Source organism: Agrococcus sp. TSP3-2-1, assembly GCF_049897585.1.
Classification (GTDB): Bacteria; Actinomycetota; Actinomycetes; order Actinomycetales; family Microbacteriaceae; genus Agrococcus.
Genome location: NZ_JAFCWN010000007.1, coordinates 133,693 through 152,588, shown reverse-complemented (window position 1 = coordinate 152,588; position 18,896 = coordinate 133,693). Strand labels below are relative to the sequence as shown.

21 protein-coding genes and 4 tRNA genes are annotated in these 18,896 nt (G+C 71.8%); 19 read left to right on the top strand and 6 right to left on the bottom strand.

Translation table 11 applies throughout. From position 1 onward, the window contains the following. Positions 1-168: 168 nt before the first annotated feature. Entirely contained in the window at positions 169-846 is a 678-nt protein-coding gene (locus ACP7BI_RS11485; RefSeq protein WP_425846325.1) for an SDR family oxidoreductase, read from the bottom strand. A gap of 93 nt (positions 847-939) precedes the next feature. Between ACP7BI_RS11485 and ACP7BI_RS11480 the strand changes: the two genes are divergently transcribed. Further along, positions 940-1,356 (top strand): four-helix bundle copper-binding protein, encoded by a 417-nt coding sequence (locus ACP7BI_RS11480; RefSeq protein ID WP_425846323.1) that lies wholly within the window; start codon positions 940-942, stop codon positions 1,354-1,356. Between the two features lie 51 nt (positions 1,357-1,407). Here the strand turns inward: ACP7BI_RS11480 and ACP7BI_RS11475 are convergent. Further along, positions 1,408-1,480, bottom strand: a tRNA-Val gene (locus ACP7BI_RS11475). A gap of 159 nt (positions 1,481-1,639) precedes the next feature. On the opposite strand from ACP7BI_RS11475, the gene ACP7BI_RS11470 reads away from it, so the two are divergent. From ACP7BI_RS11470 to ACP7BI_RS11460, 3 genes are all read left to right on the top strand, one after another. Then, positions 1,640-1,711, top strand: a tRNA-Gly gene (locus ACP7BI_RS11470). A gap of 37 nt (positions 1,712-1,748) precedes the next feature. Further along, positions 1,749-1,819, top strand: a tRNA-Cys gene (locus tag ACP7BI_RS11465). 14 nt (positions 1,820-1,833) lie between these two features. Continuing rightward, a tRNA-Val gene (locus tag ACP7BI_RS11460) sits at positions 1,834-1,905 on the top strand. A 77-nt stretch (positions 1,906-1,982) separates the two neighbouring features. Here ACP7BI_RS11460 and ACP7BI_RS11455 read toward each other — a convergent pair. Then, complete coding sequence (locus ACP7BI_RS11455; protein ID WP_425846321.1) at positions 1,983-2,225, bottom strand: hypothetical protein; 243 nt, start codon at positions 2,223-2,225, stop codon at positions 1,983-1,985. 130 nt (positions 2,226-2,355) lie between these two features. Between ACP7BI_RS11455 and ACP7BI_RS11450 the strand changes: the two genes are divergently transcribed. Further along, entirely contained in the window at positions 2,356-3,837 is a 1,482-nt protein-coding gene (locus tag ACP7BI_RS11450) for a protein adenylyltransferase SelO (RefSeq protein WP_425846353.1), read from the top strand. A 38-nt stretch (positions 3,838-3,875) separates the two neighbouring features. Here the strand turns inward: ACP7BI_RS11450 and ACP7BI_RS11445 are convergent, their stop codons facing one another. Both ACP7BI_RS11445 and ACP7BI_RS11440 read right to left on the bottom strand, forming a co-directional pair. After that, positions 3,876-4,130, bottom strand: a complete 255-nt coding sequence (locus ACP7BI_RS11445) for a hypothetical protein (RefSeq protein WP_425846319.1) — start codon at positions 4,128-4,130, stop codon at positions 3,876-3,878. Continuing rightward, positions 4,123-4,341 (bottom strand): hypothetical protein, encoded by a 219-nt coding sequence (locus ACP7BI_RS11440; RefSeq protein WP_425846317.1) that lies wholly within the window; start codon positions 4,339-4,341, stop codon positions 4,123-4,125. Before ACP7BI_RS11440 ends, ACP7BI_RS11445 begins: the two co-directional genes overlap by 8 nt. A 112-nt stretch (positions 4,342-4,453) precedes the next feature. Here ACP7BI_RS11440 and thrS point away from each other — a divergent pair, with 112 nt between their 5' ends. The 8 genes from thrS to ruvC all read left to right on the top strand — a co-directional run bounded on the left by thrS (position 4,454) and on the right by ruvC (position 11,683). Then, positions 4,454-6,364, top strand: a complete 1,911-nt coding sequence (thrS, locus tag ACP7BI_RS11435; protein WP_425846350.1) for a threonine--tRNA ligase — start codon at positions 4,454-4,456, stop codon at positions 6,362-6,364. 146 nt (positions 6,365-6,510) lie between these two features. Next, positions 6,511-7,029 carry an HIT family protein gene (locus tag ACP7BI_RS11430; RefSeq protein ID WP_425846347.1) on the top strand — a complete coding sequence of 173 codons (519 nt, stop codon included), beginning with the start codon at positions 6,511-6,513 and terminating at the stop codon, positions 7,027-7,029. A gap of 144 nt (positions 7,030-7,173) precedes the next feature. Then, positions 7,174-8,013, top strand: coding sequence for a pyridoxal 5'-phosphate synthase lyase subunit PdxS (gene pdxS, locus ACP7BI_RS11425; RefSeq protein WP_249295971.1), 840 nt, complete (start codon positions 7,174-7,176; stop codon positions 8,011-8,013). Next, positions 8,007-8,612, top strand: coding sequence for a pyridoxal 5'-phosphate synthase glutaminase subunit PdxT (gene pdxT / locus ACP7BI_RS11420; protein WP_425846344.1), 606 nt, complete (start codon positions 8,007-8,009; stop codon positions 8,610-8,612). The genes pdxS and pdxT overlap by 7 nt, the downstream gene beginning before the upstream one ends. Positions 8,613-8,624: 12 nt before the next feature. After that, on the top strand, positions 8,625-9,581 hold the full coding sequence (locus ACP7BI_RS11415; protein ID WP_425846314.1) for a DMT family transporter: 957 nt from the start codon (positions 8,625-8,627) through the stop codon (positions 9,579-9,581). A 26-nt stretch (positions 9,582-9,607) separates the two neighbouring features. Next, positions 9,608-10,216 carry a hypothetical protein gene (locus ACP7BI_RS11410; RefSeq protein WP_425846312.1) on the top strand — a complete coding sequence of 203 codons (609 nt, stop codon included), beginning with the start codon at positions 9,608-9,610 and terminating at the stop codon, positions 10,214-10,216. A gap of 135 nt (positions 10,217-10,351) precedes the next feature. Beyond that, positions 10,352-11,113, top strand: a complete 762-nt coding sequence (locus ACP7BI_RS11405) for a YebC/PmpR family DNA-binding transcriptional regulator (protein ID WP_211449023.1) — start codon at positions 10,352-10,354, stop codon at positions 11,111-11,113. 3 nt (positions 11,114-11,116) lie between these two features. Beyond that, positions 11,117-11,683: a crossover junction endodeoxyribonuclease RuvC gene (gene ruvC, locus ACP7BI_RS11400; protein WP_425846310.1), complete on the top strand. Its 567-nt coding sequence runs from the start codon at positions 11,117-11,119 to the stop codon at positions 11,681-11,683. Here ruvC and ACP7BI_RS11395 read toward each other — a convergent pair. Continuing rightward, entirely contained in the window at positions 11,680-11,859 is a 180-nt protein-coding gene (locus tag ACP7BI_RS11395; RefSeq protein ID WP_211449025.1) for a hypothetical protein, read from the bottom strand. The genes ruvC and ACP7BI_RS11395 overlap by 4 nt on opposite strands. 99 nt (positions 11,860-11,958) lie before the next feature. On the opposite strand from ACP7BI_RS11395, the gene ruvA reads away from it, so the two are divergent. The 6 genes from ruvA (at position 11,959) to ACP7BI_RS11365 (ending at position 18,894) form a co-directional block, all read left to right on the top strand. After that, entirely contained in the window at positions 11,959-12,558 is a 600-nt protein-coding gene (ruvA, locus tag ACP7BI_RS11390) for a Holliday junction branch migration protein RuvA (RefSeq protein ID WP_425846308.1), read from the top strand. After that, a complete protein-coding gene (ruvB, locus tag ACP7BI_RS11385; protein WP_425846305.1) occupies positions 12,555-13,568 on the top strand; it encodes a Holliday junction branch migration DNA helicase RuvB in 1,014 nt (337 codons plus the stop codon). The genes ruvA and ruvB overlap by 4 nt, the downstream gene beginning before the upstream one ends. Positions 13,569-13,631: 63 nt before the next feature. Next, the gene (locus ACP7BI_RS11380) at positions 13,632-14,006 is read left to right on the top strand and encodes a preprotein translocase subunit YajC (protein ID WP_425846302.1); all 375 of its coding nucleotides are present in this window, start codon (positions 13,632-13,634) and stop codon (positions 14,004-14,006) included. A gap of 3 nt (positions 14,007-14,009) precedes the next feature. Next, positions 14,010-15,671 carry a protein translocase subunit SecD gene (gene secD, locus ACP7BI_RS11375; protein ID WP_425846299.1) on the top strand — a complete coding sequence of 554 codons (1,662 nt, stop codon included), beginning with the start codon at positions 14,010-14,012 and terminating at the stop codon, positions 15,669-15,671. Then, complete coding sequence (gene secF / locus ACP7BI_RS11370) at positions 15,671-16,645, top strand: protein translocase subunit SecF (protein ID WP_425846297.1); 975 nt, start codon at positions 15,671-15,673, stop codon at positions 16,643-16,645. Before secD ends, secF begins: the two co-directional genes overlap by 1 nt. Positions 16,646-16,662: 17 nt before the next feature. Continuing rightward, on the top strand, positions 16,663-18,894 hold the full coding sequence (locus tag ACP7BI_RS11365) for a RelA/SpoT family protein (protein WP_425846294.1): 2,232 nt from the start codon (positions 16,663-16,665) through the stop codon (positions 18,892-18,894). Positions 18,895-18,896: the final 2 nt, after the last annotated feature.

Sequence of the window (18,896 nt, the reverse complement as noted above, 5' to 3'; positions counted from 1 at the left end):
CCCCACCACTCATCCATGACGGCATTCCACCACGGGCCACTGACACGCGAGCGACCGCAGAAGAGGGCTGTGGAGAACGTGTTCTGTCCGGTCAGGCGCCGACTGGGGTGCGCTTCGACACGCTCGGCGCGCTGCGCGCGCGGAGCGGCTCAGCGAGCGGCAAGCGCGTCAGAGGAAGACGGCTCCCCGCACCTTGTGGCCCGTCGCGATCGACTCGCCAGAGAGGCTCGAGCGAGGCGAGACCAGGAACGCGACGAGGTCGGCGATCTGCCGCGGCGACGACTCGCCGGGCTTGCCCGCCGCGACCTCCGAGCTCGGCAACTCCGTGACGGGGCCAGGGTTCACGACGTTGACCGCGACGCCCGTGCCGGCGAGCTCGTCGGCGAGGTTCTTCGCCGCGATCAGCAGCGCCGCGTTCCGCACCGAGCCGGTGATGTTGCCCGTCAGCAGCGCGTTCTGCCCGCTCACGCCGACCACGCGCCCGAAGCCCGCCTCGCGCATCCCGGGGATGACGGCGTTCGCGACGCGCAGGAACGCCATCGCCTTGCCCTCGACCGCGTCGGCGACCTGCACCGGGTCGCTCAGCCGCGACTGGTCGAGCGTCTGCGCGGCCGGGGCGGCGGTGATGACCACCGCATCCAGTCGCCCGTGCTCCGAGCGCACGCGCTCGAGGGCGGCGGCGATGGATGCGTCGTCGGACGCGTCGAGGACGATATCGGCCGCATCACCGCGCGCTGCCGAGACGACGGTCGCGCCCTCGGCGCGGATGGTGTCGACGATCGCACTGCCGATGAAGCCGGTGCCGCCGACCACGAGCACGACCCGGTCTGAGAGCTGGAGGTCCATGGCTCGACGCTAGCGCGCACCGCGCGCCCAGCAACCGGGCGTACGGTCGCGGGCAACCGATGCGCGGGCGCCGGCCCGCCGGGAGGAGGGACGATGCACCACGGTCACGAGGATGAGCACGCCGCAGGAGCGAGCGCCGGGGGAGCGAGCGCCGGGGGAGCGAGCGCCGGGGGAGCGAGCGGACCGGGCGGCGATCACGGCGACCACGTCGCCGAGCTCGAGCGCTGCGCGACCGCGTGCCGCGAGTGCGCCGCCGCCGACACGCGCGAGGGGATGCTCGACTGCGCCGCGATGTGCGAAGCGTGCGCCGAGCTCTGCACGGCGGTCGCGGGCATCCTGCGGCGCGGGGCTGCGCTGCCGGCCGAGACGGTCCGCGCGCTGCTTGCCGCGTGCGCGTCGATGTGCCGGGCGTGCGCTGCGGAGTGCCGCCGCCACGACATGGACCACTGCCGTGAGTGCGCCGAGGCGTGCGAGCGCTGCGCCGAGCACTGCGAGGCCGCTGCCGCGTAGAGCCGCAGCGACGAGTGAGGGCCCGCACCGTGACGGTGCGGGCCCTGCCGGTGGGCGATACCAGACTCGAACTGATGACCTCTTCCGTGTGAAGGAAGCGCGCTACCAACTGCGCCAATCGCCCGTGCCCTCAGCGCGCGAGGCGCGTCCGGACCGATCCAGTGTGCCACATCCGGCACCTCGTGCATGACCACGACGGCGATCCGGCGACACGGGGCCGCTCGATTTTGCATCGAGCCGGAGGCGTGGGTATATTCGTCCAAGGCGCTCAGCGATGAGCCCCGCGGATGTGGCGCAGTGGTAGCGCATCACCTTGCCAAGGTGAGGGTCGCGAGTTCGAATCTCGTCATCCGCTCGAGAGCAATCTCATGAGAGCGAATCTCACACCACCTGGTGGGGTGGCCGAGTGGTGAGGCAGCGGCCTGCAAAGCCGTCTACGCGGGTTCGAATCCCGTCTCCACCTCGATTCCCCTCCTAGGGCGATTGGCGCAGCGGTAGCGCGCTTCCCTGACACGGAAGAGGTCACTGGTTCGAACCCAGTATCGCCCACGGACAGACCCCCAGCCCAGCTGGGGGTCTTCGCGTCCGTCCAGGCGGGCGGATGCGTCGACCGCGATCGCGGGCGGCTACCGGGTGCGCGACCAGGCGCCGTCGATGAGCGAGAACTCGACCCAGCCGCCGCCGGGCGTCTTGCCCGGGAGCCGGACGGAGCTCACGAGCCTGCTCGCGCGCACGAGCGCGGTGCGCACCTCGCGGCGCGCCGCCCAGCGGCGCAGCGCGAGCGGATCGGGGCCGCACTCGCGCAGCTCGTCGAGCACCGCAGCGATGTCGGCGGGGGAGTAGACGGTGTGCTGCGTGGGGTGGCTCATGCTCGGAGCCTATGCCTCCGCGGTCGAGCCATGCGTGGCGCGCCTCGCGACTTGTGGGGGAGCGATGCATACGCGATGGCCAGCCGGCGCGGGGCGCGCGGTCAGGGTGCGCGGCTAGCCTCGCCGCGTGATCGCACGACTCAGCACTGAGGGTTCGGCCGGCACGACCGTCGCGCTCGACGGACGCTTCGCTCGCGAGCTCCCAGAGCTAGCGATGCCGTGGCAGGCCGTCGAACCTCCCGAGCCGAAGCTGCTCGCGCTGAACGAGGAGCTCGCCGCCGAGCTCGAGCTCGACCTCGCCTTCCTGCGCAGCGACGACGGGGTGCGGCTGCTCGCCGGCAACGCGCTGCCCGGGGGCGCGACGCCCGTCGCGCAGGCCTACGCCGGTCACCAGTTCGGCGCCTACTCGCCGGTGCTCGGCGACGGCCGCGCGCTGCTGCTCGGCGAGCTCGTCGATCGCGACGGGCGGCTACGCGACCTGCAGCTCAAGGGCTCCGGTCCCACGCGCTTCGCGCGCGGCGGTGACGGCCTCGCCGCCGTCGGGCCGATGCTGCGGGAGCACATCGTCAGCGAGGCGATGCACGCCCTCGGCATCCCGACGACTCGCTCGCTCGCCGTCGTGGCGACCGGGCGCTTCGTGCGCCGCGACGAGTGGCTGCCGGGCGCCCTGCTCGCGCGGGTCGCGAGCAGCCACCTGCGCGTCGGCACCTTCCAGTTCGCGGCCTCCACGGGCGACGTCGACCTGCTCCGCCGCCTCGCCGACCATGCGATCGATCGTCACGCGCCGGGCGCGGCCGAGAGCACGGCCCCTTACCTCGAGCTCTACCGCGCGGTGATCGCGGCGCAAGCGGCGCTCATCGCGCGCTGGATGCTCGTGGGGTTCGTCCACGGCGTCATGAACACCGACAACATGACGATCTCTGGCGAGACCATCGACTACGGGCCGTGCGCGTTCATGGAGGCGTACGACCCGGCGACCGTCTTCAGCTCGATCGACCACCGCGGCCGCTACGCCTACGGCAACCAGCCGGCGATCGCCGAGTGGAACCTCGCCAGGCTCGGTGAGGCGCTCCTGCCGCTGCTCGCCCACGACCAGGAGCACGCGCTCGCGCTCGCCGTCGGAGCGCTGCAGGAGTTCACACCGCAGTATCGCGCCGCGTGGATCGCAGGCATGCGCGCGAAGCTCGGCCTGGGTGACGAGGTCGACGACGAGGCGGCGACGCTGCTCGTCGACGAGCTGCTCGCGCTGCTCGAGTCGAGCCGCGTCGACCTCACCTCGTTCTTCCGCGGGCTGAGCGACGTCGCGCGCGGCCTGGCGGATGCGACGCGCGACCGGTTCGTGCACCGGGCCGCCTTCGACGCGTGGGCCGAGCGCTGGCTCGCCCTCCACCCCGAGGCCGAGGCGATGGACCGCGTGAACCCCGTCTACGTGCCGCGCAACCACCTCGTCGAGGAAGCCCTCGTTGCGGCGACCGAGGGCGACCTCGCGCCGGTCGAGCAGCTGCTCGACGCGGTGCGCCGACCCTTCGACGAGCGCGAGGGCCTCGAGCGCTACGCGGAGCCCGGCCCCGAGGCCGACTTCCGCGCCTACCGCACGTACTGCGGAACGTGAGCGACCCGCCATCCGCTCTGACGACGGGCAGGACGGTGTCAGACGGCAGGCTGGGGCGGGTAGGTCTTCGTCACCGTCAGCGTCGTGGACGTCGGCAGCTTGTAGACGCCGTGGACGTAGCCTTCGAGGAGCTCGGTGATGACCCGATTCGTCAGCACCCCATCCGCCGCTGCCTTGGCTTGTGCGGCTTCCCAGAGCTCGATGGGCACGCGGAGACTGCGCGAGATCGTGGACTCGACGCCGCGCTCCGGCTTGGCGTACGTCCGAGAGTGCGTCTGTGCTTCTTCAGTCATCGAGTGACCCTTCCGATCGTTCGTCCTCCGTGGTCGTCCCGACCGCATCGCGGGCCGACCGTTCCGGTCGTGATGCTGGCACGTCCTCGGCCGCAAGCGGTGCGGCGTGCCGCGCCATCCACACGTCGAGCTGGAACAGGTCGGTGCTCGTCGCCCAACCGTCATGCAGAGGGACGCCGCCGACTGCATCCGTCGCTTCGTCGTTCTCCATGCCCGCATCCCATCACGGGCCGCTGACGCTGACCGGGCGCGAGCATGCGGCGATCTACGATGGAGCGGTGACCACCGGATTCGATCTCTTCTCCGACCGTGCCGTCGTCGCCATGCGCGTCGACGGCGAGCTGCAGGACCTCGCTCGCGAGGTGCCCGACGGCGCGAGGGCGGAGCCGGTGACGATCGACAGCCCCGACGGCCTCGACATCCTGCGCCACTCCGCCGCGCACGTGCTGGCGCAGGCCGTGCAGCGCGTCAACCCCGAGGCGCGGCTCGGCATCGGCCCGCCCGTGCAGGACGGCTTCTACTACGACTTCGACCTCCCCGAAGCGTTCTCGAGCGACGACCTCAAGGCGCTGCAGAAGGAGATGGAGCGCATCGTCAAGGCCGGCCAGCGCTTCGTGCGCCGCGTCGTGACCGACGAGGAGGCGCGCGCCGAGCTCGCCGACGAGCCCTACAAGCTCGAGCTCATCGGCCTCAAGGGCGGCGCGGAGAAGGCCGCAGAGGGCGCATCCGTCGAGGTCGGCGCGGGCGAGCTCACGATCTACGACAACGTCGACCCGAAGACGGGCGAGGTCGCCTGGAAGGACTTGTGCCGCGGCCCGCACCTGCCGAGCACGCGCCTCATCGGCAACGGCTTCGCCCTCACGCGCGTCGCCGGCGCCTACTGGCGAGGCAAGACCGACCTGCCGCAGCTGCAGCGCATCTACGGCACCGCGTGGCCCTCGAAGGACGAGCTGCGCGCCTACCAGCAGCGCCTCGAGGAGGCCGCGAAGCGCGACCACCGCAAGCTCGGCCGCGAGCTCGACCTCTTCTCGTTCCCCGACGAGATCGGCTCGGGTCTGTCGGTGTGGCACCCGCGGGGCGCGATCGCGCGCGGCGAGATGGAGCAGCACGCCCGCCGCCGACACATCGAGCAGGGCTACAGCTACGTCTACACGCCGCACATCACGAAGCGCGACCTCTTCGTCACCTCCAACCACCTCGTCACGTACGGCGAGGGGATGTGGCCCCCGATCCACATGGACGAGGAGCGCGACGACGAGGGCAACGTCACGAAGGCCGGGGTCGACTACTACCTCAAGCCGATGAACTGCCCGATGCACATCCTCGTCTACAAGTCGACCGCCCGGAGCTACCGCGACCTGCCGCTGCGGCTCGCCGAGAACGGCACCGTCTACCGCAACGAGCTCTCCGGCGCGCTCCACGGCCTCACGCGCGTGCGCGGCTTCACGCAGGACGACGCGCACCTCTTCGTCACCCCCGAGCAGCTCGAGGAGGAGACGACGAAGGTGCTCGAGTTCGTGCTCTCGCTCCTGCAGGACTTCGGCCTCACCGACTTCCGCCTCGAGCTCTCGATGCGCGACGACGAGAAGGAGAAGTGGATCGGCGACGAGGCCGTCTGGGAGACGGCGACGGATGCGCTGCGGCGCGTCGCGCGGGCATCCGGGCTCGAGGTCGTGGAGGAGCCGGGCGAAGCCGCCTTCTACGGGCCGAAGATCGACCTCAAGGTGACCGACGCGATCGGCCGCTCGTGGCAGCTCTCGACGGTGCAGCTCGACTTCAACCTGCCCGAGCGCTTCGAGCTCGAGTACACCGCCGCCGACGGCTCGAAGCAGCGCCCCATCATGATCCACCGGGCGCTCTTCGGCTCGATCGAGCGCTTCTTCGCGATCCTGCTCGAGCACTACGCGGGCGCCTTCCCGGTGTGGCTCGCGCCCGTGCAGGTCGTCGGCGTGCCCGTCGCGGCGGACTACGACGAGTACCTCGACGACATCGCGGCGCAGCTGCGCGCCAAGGGCGTACGCGTCGAGGTCGACCGCTCCGACGAGCGGATGCAGAAGAAGATCCGCACCCACACGCTCATGAAGGTGCCGTTCCAGCTCATCGCGGGGGAGAAGGACCGCGACGCGGGCAGCGTCTCGTTCCGCTTCCGCGACGGCACGCAGGACAACGGCGTGCCGGTGGACGAGGCGATCCGGCGCATCGTCGAGGCGATCGAGGCGAAGGCGCACGTATGACCGACGAGCGGCACCTCGGCGACCGGGACCTCGACGAGCCGGCCGAGCGCGCCGCGGTGCAGCGCGATGCCCTCCCGGCGTTCGACCCGGCGGAGCCGCCCGAGGAGCCGCTCGTCGCCGAGCACGCGTGGGGCGCGCCGACCCAGATGTCGAGCGAGCTGCCGGGCGTGCCGGATGCGTTCCAGCGCCTCTGGGCGCCGTACCGCATGGTCTACATCCAGAACGGCCAGATGCCCGACGAGCACGCGTGCCCGTTCTGCCGCGCCCCGGAGCTGCCCGACGACCAGGGGCTCATCGTGCACCGCGGCGAGACGTGCTTCGTGCTGCTGAACCTCTACCCGTACAACACGGGTCACATGATGGTGTGCCCCTACCGCCACGTCGGCATGTACGACCAGGCGACGACCGAGGAGGTCGCCGAGATGGCGGTGCTCACGCAGACCGCGATGCGCGTGCTCTCGCAGGTCACGCGCTGCCAGGGCTTCAACATCGGCATGAACCAGGGCCGCATCGCCGGCGCGGGCATCGCCGACCACCTGCACCAGCACATCGTGCCGCGCTGGTCGCTCGACTCGAACTTCTTCCCGATCATCGCGAAGACGAAGGCGCTGCCGATCCTGCTCGAGGACATGCGCCAGGACATCCAGGCCGCCTGGCCGGTGTGACGATCCGTGACGTCCGGTGACGCGCCGGGTGCGCGCCGGAGGCCCCGCACCCGCGTAGCATTGACAGACGTGACCGAGAACCGCACCAGCAGCACCAGCACGTCCACGACCGGCTCCGCGCGCGTCAAGCGCGGCCTCGCCGAGATGCTGAAGGGCGGCGTCATCATGGACGTCGTCACCCCCGAGCAGGCCCGCATCGCAGAGGACGCGGGCGCCGTCGCGGTCATGGCGCTCGAGCGCGTGCCCGCCGACATCCGCGCGCAGGGCGGCGTCGCCCGCATGTCCGACCCCGACCTCATCGACGCGATCAAGGCCGAGGTCTCGATCCCGGTGATGGCGAAGGCGCGCATCGGCCACTTCGTCGAGGCGCAGGTGCTCGAGGCGCTCGAGGTCGACTACATCGACGAGTCGGAGGTGCTGAGCCCCGCCGACTACGTCAACCACATCGACAAGTGGCCCTTCACGGTGCCGTTCGTGTGCGGCGCGACCAACCTCGGCGAGGCGCTCCGCCGCATCACCGAGGGCGCGGCGATGATCCGCTCGAAGGGCGAGGCCGGCACGGGCGACGTCTCGGAGGCGACCAAGCACATCCGCACCATCAAGGGCGAGATCCGCCGGCTGCAGGGCCTGTCGAAGGACGAGCTCTACGTCGCGGCGAAGGAGCTGCAGGCGCCGTTCGACCTCGTCGCCGAGGTCGCCGAGCGCGGCTCGCTCCCGGTCGTGCTCTTCACGGCCGGCGGCGTCGCGACGCCCGCCGACGCGGCGATGATGATGCAGCTCGGCGCCGACGGCGTCTTCGTCGGCTCCGGCATCTTCAAGTCGGGCAGCCCCGAGCGTCGCGCGGCCGCGATCGTGAAGGCGACCGCCGCGTTCGACGACCCCAAGGCGATCGCGGATGCGTCGCGGGGCCTCGGCGAGGCGATGGTCGGCATCAACGTGGCCGACCTCCCCGCGCCGCACCGGCTCGCCGAGCGCGGCTGGTGACGACCGGCGCGCCGCGCGTCGGCGTGCTCGCCCTCCAGGGCGACGTCCGCGAGCACGCGGCGATGCTCGAGTCGCTCGGCGCCGAGGTGTCGCTCGTGCGCTCGCCCGCGCAGCTCGCGGCCGTCGACGGCCTCGTGCTGCCCGGCGGCGAGTCGAGCGTCATCGACAAGCTCGCGCGGCAGCTCGACGTGCGCGAGCCGATCCGCGAGCGGATCGCGGCGGGCATGCCCGTGCTCGGCACGTGCGCGGGCCTCATCCTGCTCGCCGAGCGCATCCTCGACGGGCTGCCGACGCAGCTGCCCTTCGGCGGCCTCGACGTCGACGTGCGGCGCAACGCCTTCGGCAGCCAAGTGGACTCGTTCGACACGGAGCTCGACGTGCCCGCGCTCGGCGACGAGCCCGTGCACGCGACCTTCATCCGCGCGCCCGTCGTCGAGCGCGTCGGCGAGGGCGTCGAGGTGCTCGCGGCCGTGGGCGAGCGGATCGTCGCGGTCGAGCAAGGCACCGTGACCGGCATCGCCTTCCACCCGGAGGTCGGCGGCGAGCCTCGCTTCCACCGGCGCTTCCTCGATCGCGTGGAGCGTGTCAGCCGTGCGTGATCGGATGCGCCGGTGACCGTCACCGAGCTCGAGGCACCCGCGCGCGGCCTCGCCCGCTTGCCGTGGCAAGCGCTGTGGATCTCGCTCGCCCTCATCTGGGGCTCGTCGTTCCTGCTCATGAAGCTCGGCCTCGACGCGCTCCACCCGATGCAGATCGCGACGCTGCGCATCGGCGTCGCCGCGATCACGCTCGTGCTCCTCGCGCTCGCGATGCGCGTGCGGCTGCCGAGCGATGCGCGCACGTGGGCGCTGCTCGCGGTGTGCTCGTTCTTCCTCACCGCGCTGCCGTTCACGCTCTTCGTCGTCGCCGAGACGCGCATCTCGTCGGGCCTCACGGGGCTCGCGAACGCCGCGACGCCGATCGCGACGGTGCTCTTCGCGCTCCTGCTGCTGCCGAGCGACCGGCTGACGCCGCGGAAGCTCGGCGCGGTGCTGCTCGGGCTCGTCGGCGTCGTGCTCATCGCCCAGCCCTGGACGGCGCACTCGGGGCCCGACATCGTCGGCTTCCTCATCGCGGTCGGCGGCGCCGCGTCCTACGGCGTCGGGTGGACGCTCAACCGGCGCCTCCTCGCGCACCGCGAGGTGCCCGGCATCGCGCACCCGACCGCGCTCATGGTGACCGGGCTGCCGATGGTGCTCGTCGCGCTGCTCGCCTGGAGCGCCCTCGAGGGCTGGTCGCCGATCGGCTCGCACGCCCCCGGGGCGCTGCCGCTCGCGCTCGTCGCGACGCTCGCGCTCGGCGTGCTCGGCACCGGGCTCGCCTACGTGCTGCAGTTCGAGGTCGTGCGCGCCGTCGGCCCGACCGTCGCCGCGACCGTGACCTACCTCATCCCGGTCGTCGCGGTCGCACTCGGCGTGCTCGTGCTCGGCGAGCGGCTCGGCGTCTGGGAGCTCGTGGGCGCCGCGGTCGTGATCGGCGCCGGCGTGCTCGTCGGGCAGCGACCGAGGGCGCGAGCCGCGACGCGATGAGACCGGGCGCATGGTTCGATCGAGCCGTGCAGCTCTACTCCAGCCGTCCCTCCGCCGCGCTCTGGCAGGTCGTCGCCGACCTCACCGCCGTGGCGACCATCGTGGTCGCCGTCTGGGTCTCGCAGCAGGTGGCACGCGCCATCCGCTCGCTCGGGGGCTTCGGCAGGCAGATCGAGGATGCGGGGAGCGGCTTCTCGACGACCCTGACGGACGCGGGGACGGCGCTCGAGCAGGTGCCGTTCGTCGGCGAGGGGATCGCGGCGCCGTTCCGCGATGCCTCCGGCTCGGCCGACGAGCTCGCGGCGGCGGGCGTCGCGCTCTCGAGCGGCGTCGAGGCGCTCGCTGCCGCGGTCGGCATGGCGCTGTGGCTGCTGCCGACCCTGCTCGTCGTGCTCATCTGGCTCGTGCCGCGCTTGCGGTTCGTCTTCCGCGCCCGCTCGAGCCGCCGGCTCGCGGCGACGCGGGCCGGTCGCGACCTGCTCGCGATGCGCGCGATCGTCGGGCAGCCGACCTCGCGGCTGCTGCGGGCGGTCGACGACCCCGTCGCGGCGCTGCGGGCGGGCGACGAGGCCGCGCTCGGCGCGCTCGCGGCGCTCGAGCTGCGCAGCGCGGGGGTGCGGGCCCCCGCCGCTTGAGGGACTCGCCGCGGATCCCGGGGCCCGGGACGGGCCCCGGCGCCGGCGTCGCGGTCGAGGCCCGAAAGGGCCTCGACTCCAAGCTCCAGCGCGCAGTCGTAGGATGGACACCCCCTCCCGCGATCAGGAAGCAGCATGTCCGGACACTCCAAGTGGGCCACGACCAAGCACAAGAAGGCCGTCATCGACGCCCGCCGCGCCAAGTCGTTCGCGAAGCTCATCAAGAACATCGAGGTCGCCGCGAAGATCGGCGGCGCCGACCTCTCGGGCAACCCGACGCTCGTCGACGCCGTGCAGAAGGCGAAGAAGACGAGCGTCCCGAACGACAACATCGACCGCGCGATCAAGCGCGGAGCGGGCCTCACGGGCGAGTCGGTCGAGTACACGACCATCATGTACGAGGGCTACGCGAGCGGCGGCGTCGCGCTCATGATCGAGTGCCTCACCGACAACAAGAACCGCGCTGCCGCCGAGGTGCGCGTCGCGATGAGCCGCAACGGCGGCACGATGGCCGACCCGGGATCCGTCGCCTACAACTTCACCCGCAAGGGCGTCGTCTCGATCGAGAAGACCGACGGCGTCGACGAGGACGCGATCCTCGAGGCCGTGCTCGACGCTGGCGCCGAGGAGGTCGTCGACCAGGGCGGCGGCTTCGAGGTGCTCTCCGAGCCGAGCGACCTCGTGCAGGTGCGCACGGCGCTGCAGGACGCGGGCATCGACTACGACTCGGCCGAGGCCGAGTTCGTGCCGAACCTCAAGGTCGAGGTCGACCTCGAGACCGCGCGCAAGGTGCTGCGGCTCGTCGACGCGCTCGACGAGCTCGACGACGTGCAGAGCATCTACGCCAACTACGACATCCCGGCCGAGGTGCAGGCGCAGCTCGACGAGGAGGAGTAGGGCGTGCGCCCCGGCACCGTGCGCGTGCTCGGGGTCGACCCCGGCCTGACGCGCTGCGGCGTGGGCGTCGTCGACGTCGAGCGGCGCACGCCGACGCTCGTGCACGTCGAGGTCGTGCGCTCGAGCGCCGACGAGGCGATCGAGCAGCGGTTGCTGCGCATCGCGCGCGGCGTCGAGGCGGCGATCGACGAGCACCGCCCCGATGCGATCGCGCTCGAGCGCGTGTTCGCGCAGGCGAACCTCCGCAGCGTCATGGGCGTCGCGCAGATCTCGGGCGTCGTGCTGCGGGCAGCCGCCGAGCGCGGGATCCCCATCTCGCTGCTCACGCCGACCGAGGTCAAGTCATCCGTGACGGGCTACGGCGCGGCCGACAAGCGTCAGGTGGGGGAGATGGTGCGGCGGCTGCTGCGGCTCGACGTCGCCCCGAAGCCGGCGGACGCGGCGGATGCGCTCGCGATCGCGATCGCGGAGGGCTGGCGCGCGCGTGTGCGCGCGAGCGGGATGCCGAGCGGCTCGGCGACCCCGGCGCAGCGCGCGTGGGCCGCGGCCGAGGCGCGCGCTCGTCGCTAGCGCTGGCGCAGGCCCCGACGGCCGATCTCGACGGCGATGAGCACGACGAGGCAGAAGGCCAGCAGGCCGACGGTGAAGACGATGCCCTCGAAGCCCACGAACTGCGCCGAGGAGCCCATGAGCACGAACGACCCGATCATGACGATCATGAGCAGCAGGAACAGGATGTAGCGCATGGGATCTCTCGGGTCGGGACCGGCAACGGGCGGTGCAAGGCTATCAGCGCGCGGCGCGGCCGACGGTGCCGCGCGAGCGGCCCGGCATAGGCTGATCGGGTGATCTCCTCCCTCGACGGCACCGTGCTCGCTGCCCGCGGCCAGCGCCTCGTCGTCGGGGTCGGCGGCGTCGGCCTCGCGGTCGCGGTCACCCCGCAGGCGTCGCTCGCCGCGCGCGTCGGCGCGCCGGTCTCGCTCCGCACGCACCTCGTCGTGCGCGACGACGAGCTCTCGCTCTACGGCTTCGAGACCGAGGCGGAGCTCGAGGCGTTCGAGCTGCTCATCGCCGTCTCGGGCGTCGGGCCGAAGTCGGCGCTCGGCGTGCTCGCGCACCTCTCTCCCGACGAGCTCGCGCGAGCCGTCGCGGGGGAGGACGAGAAGGCGTTCAAGGCCGTGAGCGGCATCGGTCCGAAGACGGCGAAGCTCATCATCCTGCAGCTCACGGGCAAGCTCGCGCCGCCGGCCGCGCCGCAGCCGGTCGCACCCGGGGCGGACGCGCGGGCTGACGTGCTCACGGCCCTCACGGGGCTGGGATGGCCCGAGCGCACCGCTGCCGACGCCATCGAGCGCGCGGCGGTCGCGGCGCCCGAGGCCGCCGCGTCGACCGGCTCGCTGCTGCGCGCCTCGCTCGCGATCCTCGGTCCGGGAGCGCGTCCGTGACCGATCCGCTCACCGATCCCGCCGCGACGCCGGACGAGCTCGCCTTCGAGGGTGCGCTGCGGCCCACGAGCCTCGCCGAGTTCGTCGGCCAGCCCAAGGTGCGCGGGCAGCTCGAGGTGCTGCTGCAGGCCGCGCGGCTGCAGGATCGCACGCCCGACCACATCCTGCTCGCCGGCCCTCCCGGGCTCGGCAAGACGACCCTCGCCACGATCATCGGCGCCGAGACCGGCCGGCCGATCCGCTACTCGTCCGGCCCCGCCATCCAGCACGCCGGCGACCTCGCAGCGGTGCTCTCGGCGCTCGTGCCAGGCGAGGTGCTCTTCGTCGACGAGATCCACCGCATGGCGCGCTCCGCCGAGGAGATGCTGTACCTCGCGATGGAGGACTTCCGCATCGACATCATGGTCGGCAAGGGCGCCGGCGCCGCCTCGATCCCGCTCGAGCTCGCGCCGTTCACGCTCGTCGGGGCGACGACGCGCTCGGGCATGCTGCCCGCGCCGCTCCGCGACCGCTTCGGGTTCACCGCGCACCTCGAGTTCTACGAGCCCGACGACCTCGAGCGCGTGCTCGCCCGCTCGGCGCGGCTGCTCGATGTCGACATCGAGCGCGCCGCGCTCGCCGAGCTCGCGCGCCGCTCGCGCGGCACGCCCCGCATCGCCAACCGGCTCCTGCGGCGCGTGCGCGACTGGCTGCTCGTGCACGCCGGCTCGAGCGACCTCGACGGCGTGCGCGCGGCCCTCGAGCTCTACGACGTCGACGAGGCGGGGCTCGACCGCATCGACCGCGCCGTGCTGCACGCGATCGCGCACCGCTTCCGCGGCGGGCCCGTCGGGCTGTCGACGCTCGCGGCGGCGATCGGCGAGGAGACCGACACGATCGAGTCGGTCGTCGAGCCCTTCCTCGTGCGCGAGGGCCTCATCGGCCGCACCCCCCGCGGCCGCGTCGCGACGCTCGCGGGCATGCGGCACGCGGGCGCTCAGCATCTGGACGGGACGCTCGACGGGGTATGATGGGCCCTTGGTCGAGCGCGCAGCCGCGCCCGGCGAACCATCCCGAGAGGTCCCTTCACGACGATGCTGTTCCTGCAGACGACGCCCGCCGCCCAGACCGGGTTTGCCCTCGACCCGCTCACCATCATCATGCTCCTCGTCCTCGCGGCGATGATCTTCTTCATGTTCCGGAGCAACAAGAAGCGCAAGGCGCAGGCTGAGGAGCTCCAGTCGAAGATGGTGCCCGGCTCCGAGGTCATGACGAACTTCGGCCTGTTCGGCGAGCTGCGCTCGATCGACGAGGAGCGCAACGAGGCCTTCATCGAGATCTCGCCCGGCACGATCGTGCGCGTGCACCGCCAGACGCTCGCCCGCGTGGTCGACGACCACGTCGAGGAGACCTCGGAGAGCTCGATCGACGACGCCGGCGACGCCGGCGAGCCGCGCGACCGCGCCTGATCAGTGGCGAAGGCTCGATCGAAGGGGGCGCGCGCCCTCATCTGGCTCGTGGTGCTCATCGCGGGCCTCATCGGGGTCAACTTCGGCGCCGTGCAGTGGGGCGGCGGCTCCTGGAGCCCGGAGCTCGCGCTCGACCTCGAGGGCGGCACGCAGATCGTGCTCGAGCCCGTCGTCGCCGAGGGCGCGTCCGTCTCGCAGGAGCAGCTCGACCAGGCCGTGGCGATCATCCGCCAGCGCGTCGACGCCTCCGGCGTCTCCGAGGCCGAGATCACCACCCAGGGCGGCCGCAACATCGTCGTCGCCCTCCCGGGTGAGCCCGACGCCGCGACGATGCAGCGAATCCAGGCGAGCGCGAAGATGGAGTTCCGACCGGTGCTCGCCTCCGCGCCGGCGAACGCGCCCGGCGCGACGCCCGCGCCCGCCGAGACCCCCGCGCCGAGCGAGCCGACCGTGACGCCCGAGACCGCGTGGGACCAGGCGTGGATCACGCCGGAGCTGTTCTCCGAGTTCGAGGCGTTCCAGTGCGCCGACGTCGACACGACGACGATCGCGCCCGCCGATCAGCCCTTCATCACGTGCTCCACCGACGGCTCCGCGCGCTTCATCCTGGGGCCCGTGACGGTCGAGGGCGCCGACATCGCCGACGCGCAGGTCTCGGCCGCGACGAACTCGCAGGGCCAGGCGACCGGCGGCTGGGCCGTCAACCTCGAGCTCGACGGCGAGGGCCCCGCAGGCTTCGAGGCCACGACGCGCGGCATCACGAACCTGCCCGAGCCGCAGAACCAGTTCGCGGTCGTGCTCGACCAGACCGTGCTGATGCCGATCACGTCGAACGTCATCATCACCGACGGCAACGCGCAGATCACGGGCGGGTTCACGCAGGAGGCGGCGCAGAGCCTCGCCGACCAGCTGCGCTTCGGCGCCCTGCCGATCGGCTTCCAGGTGCAGTCGAACGAGACCATCTCGGCGACGCTCGGCGCCGACCAGCTGCGCGCGGGCCTGCTCGCGGGCCTCATCGGCCTCGTGCTCGTCGTCGTCTACTCGGTCTTCCAGTACCGCGCGCTCGGGCTCGTGGTCGTGCTCTCGCTCGTCATCGCGGCGGTGCTCACCTACCTCGTCGTGACGTTCCTCTCGAGCACCGAGGGCTACCGGCTCTCGCTCGCGGGCATCGCGGGACTCGTGATCTCGATCGGCATCACCGCCGACTCGTTCATCGTGTACTTCGAGCGGATCCGCGACGAGCTGCGCGAGGGCAAGCACCTCTCGAGCGCGCTCGAGACGGGCTGGAAGCGCGCCTTCCGGACGATCCTGGTCTCGGATGCGGTGAGCTTCCTCGCCGCCGTGATCCTGTTCCTGCTCTCGGTCGGCAACGTGCGCGGCTTCGCCTACACGCTCGGCATCACGACGTTCATCGACATCGTGGTCGTCGCGCTGTTCACGCATCCGCTGCTGCGACTGCTCTCGCGCACGCGCTTCTTCTCGCAGGGTCACCGGCTCTCGGGCCTCGACCCGCAAGCGCTCGGCGCCGTGTACCGCGGCCGCGCGAAGTTCCGCGAGCCCGTGGCCGCCGGCAAGGGCGTGCGTTCGGCCGCTGAGGCGCAGCGCCGCCAGACGATCGCCGAGCGGAAGGCCGCCATGGCCGACGCGACGGCCAAGGAGGACTGATGGCTTCGCTCACCACGATCGGCAACGAGCTCTACACGGGCGAGCGATCGCTCCCGGTCGTCGGCAAGCGCAAGCTCTGGATGGCCATCGCCGTCGGCGTGCTCATCCTGCTCGCGCTCGGCACCGTGATCCGCGGCGGCTTCGTCTTCGGCATCGAGTTCACCGGCGGCAGCGAGTTCCGCGTCACGGGCCTCTCCTCCGCGTCCGCCGAGGGGGCCGACGAAGCGGTCGAGTCGGTCGCGCCGGACGCCGAGGCGCGCGCCGTCACCCTCGGCTCCGACACCGTGCGGGTGCAGACCGACGCCGTGACCGAGGAGCAGGCGGCCGAGATGCGCGCAGCGCTCGCCGACCTCTACGGCGTCGAGAGCGGCGAGGTCGCGTTCTCCTTCATCGGCCCGTCGTGGGGCGCCGACGTCTCGCAGCAAGCGCTCCGCGCGCTCGTCGTCTTCCTCGTGCTCGTCTCGATCGTGCTCGCCGTCTACTTCCGCACCTGGAAGATGGCCGTCGCGGCGCTCGCCTCGCTCGCGTTCGACCTGCTCGTGACCGCGGGCGTCTACGGCATCGTCGGCTTCGAGGTGACGCCGGCCGCCGTGATCGGATTCCTGACGATCCTCGGCTACTCGCTCTACGACACGGTCGTCGTGTTCGACAAGGTGCGCGAGAACACCGCGCCCGGCACGAGCGGCGGGCTGCTCGACAACATCAACCTCGCGGTCAACCAGACGATCGTGCGATCGATCAACACCTCGATCGTCGCGACGCTGCCCATCGCGTCGGTGCTCTTCATCGGCGCGCTGCTGCTGGGCGCCGGCACGCTGCGCGACATCTCGCTCGCGCTGTTCATCGGCACGATCGTCGGCACCTGGTCGTCGATCTTCGTCGCCGCTCCCGTCTACGCGCAGCTGCGGCAGGGCGACACCATCGCCGAGGCGAAGGCCAAGCCCGCGGCGAGCGAGCGCGGGGCGGTCGTCTAGCAGGAAGGGGGAGGGCGATGAGCGACACCCAGCAGTCCTCGGGCGGCTTCCGCACGCTCCTGCCCTTCCTCTTCTCGCGCTCGCACCGCGCGGGCGCCGTCGACGAGCTCATCCGCACGGTCAAGGCGCAGCACCCCAAGGCCGACACGGGCCTCATCCAGCGCGCGTACATCGTCGCCGAGGAGGCGCACCGCAGCCAGTACCGCAAGTCGGGCGAGCCCTACATCACCCACCCCGTCGCGGTCGCGCAGATCCTCGCCGACCTCGGCATCGGCGCGATCACGGTCGCCGCGGCGCTCCTGCACGACACGGTCGAGGACACGACCTACACGCTCGAGCAGTGCCGCGCCGACTTCGGCGACGAGATCGCGATGCTCGTCGACGGCGTCACGAAGCTCGACAAGCTCAAGTACGGCGAGTCGGCGCAAGCCGAGACCGTGCGCAAGATGGTCGTCGCGATGTCGAAGGACATCCGCGTGCTCGTCATCAAGCTCGCCGACCGCCTCCACAACGCCCGCACGTGGGGCTTCGTCTCGGACGAGTCGGCGCAGCGGAAGGCGCGCGAGACGATCGAGATCTACGCGCCGCTCGCGCACCGGCTCGGCATCCAGACGATCAAGGTCGAGCTCGAGGACCTCTCGTTCGCGGTGCTGCAGCCGAAGGTCTACCTCGAGATCAAGAACCTCGTCGAGGCTCGCGCGCCCGAGCGCGAGCGCTACCTCGACGAGGTCGTCGCCGGCCTCACGGAGGACATGCGGGCCCAGAAGATCCGCGGTCGCATCGCGGGCCGGCCGAAGCAGTACTACTCGATCTACAACAAGATGCGGCTGCGCGGGCACGACTTCGCCGACATCTACGACCTCGTGGGCGTGCGCGTCATCGTGCCGACCGTGCGCGACTGCTACGCGGTGCTCGGCGCGATCCACGCGCGCTGGCAGCCCATGCCGGGCCGGCTGAAGGACTACATCGCCACCCCGAAGTTCAACCTCTACCAGTCGCTCCACACGACCGTCATCGGCCCGCGCGGCCACCACGTCGAGATCCAGATCCGCACCGAGGAGATGCACCGCCGCGCCGAGTACGGCGTCGCCGCGCACTGGAAGTACAAGCAGGGCGGCGGCGCGATGTCGCCGACGGACATGGCGTGGCTGCAGCACATCAACGACTGGCAGGAGGAGACGACCGATCCCGGCGAGTTCCTCGAGTCGCTGCGCTTCGAGATCGGCGCGAAGGAGCTCTACGTCTTCACCCCGAAGGGCAAGGTCATCGGCCTGCCCGCGGGCGCGACACCCGTCGACTTCGCCTACGCCGTGCACACCGAGGTCGGCCACCGCACGATGGGCGCGAAGGTCAACGGCCGGCTCGTGCCGCTCGACACGAAGCTCGCGACGGGCGACGTCGTCGAGGTGCTCACGTCGAAGAGTCCCGACGCGGGCCCGAGCCAGGACTGGCAGGGCTTCGTGACCTCGCAGCGCGCGCGCAGCAAGATCCGCCAGTGGTTCCAGCGCGAGCGGCGCGACGAGGCGGTCGAGGTCGGCAAGGAGGCGATCGCGAAGGCGATGCGCCGCCACGACCTGCCGCTGCAGAAGCTCATGGGGCGGGATGCGTTCGCGCAAGTGGCCGCGCAGCTCAAGTACGACGACGTCACGGGACTCTACGCGGCCGTCGGCGAGGGCCAGGTCTCGACCCAGTCGGTGCTCGAGAAGGTCGTCGCGGCGGTGCGGGCGGAGGAGTCGGCCGACGAGGACGACCAGCCCGTCCCGATCCTGCCGACGCGCGCGCCGCGGCCCGCCTCGAGCGCCTCAGGCGTGCTCGTGCGCGGCGCCGACGACATCCTCGTGAAGCTCTCGAAGTGCTGTGCCCCGGTGCCGGGCGACGACATCGTCGGCTTCGTCACGCGCGGCCAGGGCGTGAGCGTGCACCAGCGCTCGTGCCCGAACGTGCAGGGGCTGCTGCAGGAGCCCGAGCGCATGATCGAGGTCGAGTGGGCCGCTGCCTCGAAGGGCCTGTTCCTCGTGAACACGCAGGTCGAGGCGCTCGATCGCTCTGGCCTGCTGAGCGACATCACGCGCGTGCTGAGCGAGCACCACGTCAACATCCTCTCGGCGAGCGTGCACACCGGCACCGACGCCCTGGCCATCAGCCGCTTCGCGTTCGAGATGGGCGACGTCACGCACCTCGACAGCGTGCTGAACGCCGTCCGCCGCATCGACGGCGTCTACGACGTCTACCGCATCACGACCGGCTGAGC